This window comes from Cysteiniphilum sp., assembly GCF_057495195.1.
Map to the genome: position 1 here is coordinate 1 of NZ_JBXTEF010000127.1, position 5,584 is coordinate 5,584.

7 protein-coding genes are annotated in these 5,584 nt (G+C 35.0%); all 7 read right to left on the bottom strand.

Annotated elements, in window-relative coordinates; translation table 11 throughout:
- Positions 1-46: 46 nt before the first annotated feature.
- Complete coding sequence (locus ACY10D_RS10715) at positions 47-1,345, bottom strand: RHS repeat-associated core domain-containing protein (protein ID WP_487000725.1); 1,299 nt, start codon at positions 1,343-1,345, stop codon at positions 47-49.
- 549 nt (positions 1,346-1,894) lie between these two features.
- Positions 1,895-2,734, bottom strand: coding sequence for a sensor histidine kinase (locus ACY10D_RS10720; protein ID WP_487000726.1), 840 nt, complete (start codon positions 2,732-2,734; stop codon positions 1,895-1,897).
- A gap of 45 nt (positions 2,735-2,779) precedes the next feature.
- On the bottom strand, positions 2,780-3,202 hold the full coding sequence (locus tag ACY10D_RS10725; RefSeq protein WP_487000727.1) for a hypothetical protein: 423 nt from the start codon (positions 3,200-3,202) through the stop codon (positions 2,780-2,782).
- A complete protein-coding gene (locus ACY10D_RS10730; RefSeq protein WP_487000728.1) occupies positions 3,190-3,888 on the bottom strand; it encodes a response regulator transcription factor in 699 nt (232 codons plus the stop codon). Before ACY10D_RS10730 ends, ACY10D_RS10725 begins: the two co-directional genes overlap by 13 nt.
- Before the next feature lie 211 nt (positions 3,889-4,099).
- Positions 4,100-4,324: a hypothetical protein gene (locus ACY10D_RS10735; protein ID WP_487000729.1), complete on the bottom strand. Its 225-nt coding sequence runs from the start codon at positions 4,322-4,324 to the stop codon at positions 4,100-4,102.
- 6 nt (positions 4,325-4,330) lie between these two features.
- On the bottom strand, positions 4,331-4,933 hold the full coding sequence (locus ACY10D_RS10740) for a hypothetical protein (RefSeq protein ID WP_487000730.1): 603 nt from the start codon (positions 4,931-4,933) through the stop codon (positions 4,331-4,333).
- A 16-nt stretch (positions 4,934-4,949) separates the two neighbouring features.
- Positions 4,950-5,584, bottom strand: a 635-nt coding sequence (locus ACY10D_RS10745; RefSeq protein ID WP_487000731.1) for a hypothetical protein, incomplete at its 5' end; no start/stop codon positions are given.

A 5,584-nucleotide genomic window follows, 5' to 3' on the forward strand; every position in this document is an offset into this window, starting at 1 on the left:
GTTGCTCTGTTTATTCTAGCAATAACACACTACATCAATATTAAATTTAAATTGACACAGTTTTATGAACACTCCCTATAAAAACATTCATTATGTAATTATTTTCGTATACTTTTGGATTAAAAATATTGTTTTCTAGATATTCAACGTTACCTGTAGAGCTGTTATGTGTCCAAGCAGTTTCAAATATGTATCCATCTTGTCGATATATCGCTGCCACATGATTTTTAGTTGAAAACATAATAGTGTTATCATGGGTTAATAACTCTTCGAGTTTATAAACGTCACCAAAAAAAGATATATGCTTTTTATATGGAAGTGTATCTGCAATTCCAAGATATGCATTCCAAGGTCTAACTATGAGTAAATCTTTTGCTCCCTGAGGGTTGTTAAATTTGGTCCCATATTTCTTTATAAAACTATCAAACATATTAGTAACACGCTCAACTCCATTGTTATAGTTATTGTTAGTTCTTTCCATCGCTTTAAAAAAAGCATTAAAGAAACAAGTGGCGTTATGTTCTTCGCCTAATTTTTTAAATTCTAGGACACGTTTCATTTTTCTTATTGGGGCTAGCTTGTCTTGGAGTTTTTTGAATCGTTGAAATTCAGGTTGGCTCATTAATCTATTCACCTCTATGTTTTGCATTCTTTGCTGGATCTGTTTGGCCGCAAGTAAACTGCTTGCATCACTAATCAATGATGCTATTCCAGTAGTGGTAGATATAACATCCAATAATTGGCTTTCTTCCTCAAATCCTTTTGTATGCTTTAAGCCAATGCCCACGCCACCAGTTATTCCGGAGATGGCTCCTAATACTCCGCCAATTAAAGGGGCAGCTGCGCCGCCTGAGGCAAATGCAGCCGCCACACCACCTATAAGCCCAAGTCCATTTAGCCCAATATTAATACCTTCCCATACAGACATATGCCCATCGGGATCATACATCATAATAGGATTTGCGTTGGCATAGTTGTAACGATTAGAGACATCATAGCTATCTTGCGCCATAAAGCGGTTTAAATTAGGATTATAAAAGCGCGCGCCCATATATATTAAACCGCTCTCAAAGTCGCGATAGCCATCACCATATACTTTGGCATTTTCGGTGATATTAAACCCACGGTTTTGATGACTATTCGCAAGGTTAAGATCACGATTAAGCATTTTACCATATGGATTTAAAAGCAAGGTGGTATTTACTATCGCTCCTGCTTTGCTAACACTAGTTGTTTTAGGCATATTATGTCGATTTCTAAATGTACTTTGTAACATACCATTGCTTAAATAACGAAAGCCACCAAAATAACTGCTTGTGATAACACCGTCACTTTCATTGCTCAAATTACCGTTAGCATCATAGTCAAAATCAATCTGATCGCCTATTTCATTTTTTTGTAAGTACGCTGCCCATTGCTATTGTAGCCATATTCGTAGCTATGATTATTTTTTTGTACCTTAACCAATTGGTTTTGACTATTATAGTGATAAATGACAGTGTTGGAAAAGGAGGTACTGCTACACAAAAGTAGCAAGCAGACGATCCCTTTTTTGCCATGTTTTTTTATATTCATCTGTTAGCCCCGTGATGTTAGGTGGTTGGAATAAATTGTCTACTTATACCTGAAACGCTATCACCCAGAAGCATCAAAAACTCAACACCCCAAAATGATTTACGATGGGTATAGGTAGCCTATGACCATATTCCTGCCCATTTTGATTGAATAAGCGTTGGCTGAGCACTTGTGGGTTAATATTTAGCCTATAGGTAATTTAAAAAATAACGTAGTTTGAATGAAAAGATCTCAATTAAATCTATTTATATTCTGGTAATTTGTTTTCAATGTTTGGGTTATGCCAAAAATATTTATTGATCCGGAGCGTGAAAATGGGTTAGCTATAAAGTGCCTTTTTAGCATTTTGGGTTGGTAGTGTCACGTGAACTTTAAGTCCGCCATAAGATGATTTCGATAAGACAACTTCACCACCTAAATTATAAATAATTTCTTTGGCAATCATCATACCTAAACCTGATTTGTAGTCGAACTTGTCATAGGCATGGCCGACGTTAAGATCATTGAATTCATTCATTTTCTCTGCCACTATTCCACAGCCATTATCTTCAATGAAGATATTTACTTTGGCTTTTGATATTTGCTCGGTAATATATACAATTGTGCCATAGCGCAACGCATTACTAATGAAATTATCAAAAATCCTTTTGAGTTTGAGTTTATAAACAGATAATAGAATATTACTATTCCCTTGTGGTCTATAAAATACACTAAATCCTGCATCTTGATACTCATCACTTAATGCCTCTAAAAAAGAGGTAAGATCCATCAGAGCAACATCTTCCTTTGACAAGGATAGATTAGATAGGTCTAGTAAATAGTTAACAAGCGATTGAATTTCGTCCACTTGTTTTTCAATGCTTTGTTTTTTTCCTGCTAAGTTGTTATTCAGCGTAAATACTATTTTTTGTAGTGGTGTTTTTATATCATGGGCAATGTACGCTAAAATCTTTTTTCTTGATTGATACAGGTGGCTGATGAAAAGATAGCTATCTGAAAGCGCTTTTAAAGAGTGGGGGATTGCGTTAAATATAGTAAGTTTTTTGTCTTTAGGGTAGTTAGGGTATATCCCAACGCTATTGAGTTTGTTTGAAATTAGTCCCATGGATTTAGCATACCAGTTAAGAAGCAATGCCGTCACGAAAAAAGCAAATACCATGAAAAACCCAGTAATAAAAGTAGCCAATTTATAGAAAAGAAAGGGTTATGCATAGCTAATAGAAATGTTCAGCCAGTAGCCATGCTCCAAACTGATTGAAATATTTCTGCGCTTTGTATCTTGCATAAAAAAATAACGTAAAAAGCCTTGCTCACTATATTGTTTTTGGTATTTATATTTTGCAGCTTTAGTAATTGTAATATACACGGCCGTATTCTCAATATTAAAGCTTGTATCATAAGTGGCGTGAGCATCTAAGTTTATCTCATTCATTTGTTGTTTTGTATATATATCACTGATGTAATCTTTGACTGCATTTAGAAAAACTTTGTTTTTACCTTTATTAATAACAGCCTGCTCATGCCGATAACTCTCCCATACAAAGTCAGCAAAAAAGCCTAACGTCACGGTGCTAAGTAGTATAATTGCAAGCAATAGAATCTTTTTGGAATGTTTTAAGGGCAGCATTGTCTCACATCCGCTACCAACATGTAGCCTTTCCCATGGAGGGTTTTAATCTTGATTTGCTCTTCATCACGAAGATGTTTGCGTAGTTTATATATAAAAGTATCGATGTTGCGAAAATTACTTTCATAGTCATGTTGATAGAGTAAATTCATAATATCATCACGGGAAATCAACTCATTTGGTTTGCTCAGAAAATGGCATAATAAAGCAAAGCTTTTGGCTGTAAAAGTAATATCTACACCATCGGGGTCTGTGACACGTTGGCTTTTTAAGCAAACATGCCAATTGTCAAATTCATAGGCAGTCACATGTTGCTCAATAGATGGCGTACCTTTCTCAAGCGCCTTCTTTACACGCGCTAAGATAACACGTGGATTGCTTGGTTTGGTAATATAATCGATTGCCCCCATTTCAAGCGCTTTTACTTCATCTATATCAGAGCTCAACGCAGAATAAAAAAGTATTGGTGTTTGTGGGTATTGTTCTTTTATTAGTTTAAAGACATCGTAACCATCAATATTCGGCATCATGATATCGGTAATAATAATGTCATATGGCTTCTTAATCTTTGTCATGAAGTCTTTTGCTGAGGACACCGTTGTAACATCATAAAAAAATTGACTAAAAATCTGCTCTAATTCATTTAGTATTTCTATATCATCGTCAACAATTAATATTCGTTTCACTACTTCTCCCTTTGTATCTCTTCAATGCCAACTTACTGTACAGCTAACAAACCATTTTACCTAGCTTCTCTCAGGTGCTCGGGCATAATGCTATTTTTTCAATGAAATTGCAATATCATCATGTCGATTATTCAAGCATATTTTGTTCTAATTCAGTATGTCAATACGCACTTTCTCCTAGTGATTTAACTTTATCATACACCTCAAAAAGTTATTCATTGCTCAAATTACCCTTAACATCATACTCAAACGCAATTTGATTGCCGAGTTCATTTTTCTTATAGGCGCGTTGACCACTGGCATAGTAGCCATATTCATATATATGATTGTTTTGTTGTAGATGTACTAACTGATTTTGGTCGTTGTATTGATAGACTGTACCAGCATAAATGACCTGACAAGAGAGCAGACTTAAGATAAGTAGTATTTTTTTCATTATGCATTACTTCGTATTAAAAATCTGTAGACTCCACCAAGCTGCCAGTAGAGCTTTATCGATACTAAAAGAGAATACTTCTGTATTCATTGTGTCCATGTCATGGCAAGTTACGTGTATTGCACCTCCTGACGACTTAAAGCCTTGCTTTTCTAGGGGGAAAACCCACCAGTTGTTTAGTTTAGTAATGAGTGCTTTATAATTGCTTCCTTGACCTAAAGCAATAGGGCACTCATAGGTGCCAATATCGCTACTAAAGATAAACCTTCCTTTAACACCAAAATTTAATGCTTCGGGTCCTATATTTTCATTAATAAAATAATCAGTAACGCCATGATCCGTTTTAATGCCATACTTTTGAAGTGCAGCCACTGTACCATTTTCTTTATGTCGTCCTGCCTTTATCGTAATTGATTTATTTTTATTGTTTGTAAAAATGCCGCTGTACGGTTGCCCTGGGGTGATCGCATGTGCTTCCTCAATAAATGATATTTGTTTTACAGTAAAGCCATAAGGCTTAACATATATAACGTTATCATGTTCTGTTGTTGCGCATGCTTGGCTTAATAACCCCATCGTGATTAAGCCAGTGTAGTATAATTTATGCATTAATTTCCTTAAATTATTATATTTGCACATCTAATAGAGTATAAGTTGAGACAAATAGGTCACTAAACGAATCATTTTTGTCAATGCCAAATCCTTGAGGATTAACAAAAATTAACATATCTATAAATTGATTATACATAGATGAGGCTTGCCCCTTGTGTGAAGTGTGTTTGTGGAAGTCATTTGCTAGTTCTATGAATTTATTTGCAAACTCATCTTGATTTAAAGCAGTATTATATGGATTATCTTGGTGAATTTTACTTACTCCTTCAGCTCCAATAAAAGTAGATTCTTCAGCAGCATAAATTGTGCTTCTTATCTGATCAAATATATCATGGTCAGTTGCATTAAAAAAGTCCGTGATTTTAGTATTATAAAACTTTGACAACTTATTGTTATTGATTCTTTCTCCATCTTGAGATAATTTAAAATAAGACCCAATTGTTTCATCTTTATATTTTTTTTGCATTTTTACAAGGTGTGCCTCAGCAGCACTTCCTTCTGGAGGAAGCCTTGCAGCTCTAGTACTAGCTGCCTCTTGAGAAATTTTTACAGCTGCAGCCGTATCGGCAATAATAGAAGCTATTCCGGTTACCGTAGATGCAATATCTAGTAAGTGACTTTCTTTTTCCCATCCTTTGACATGCTTTA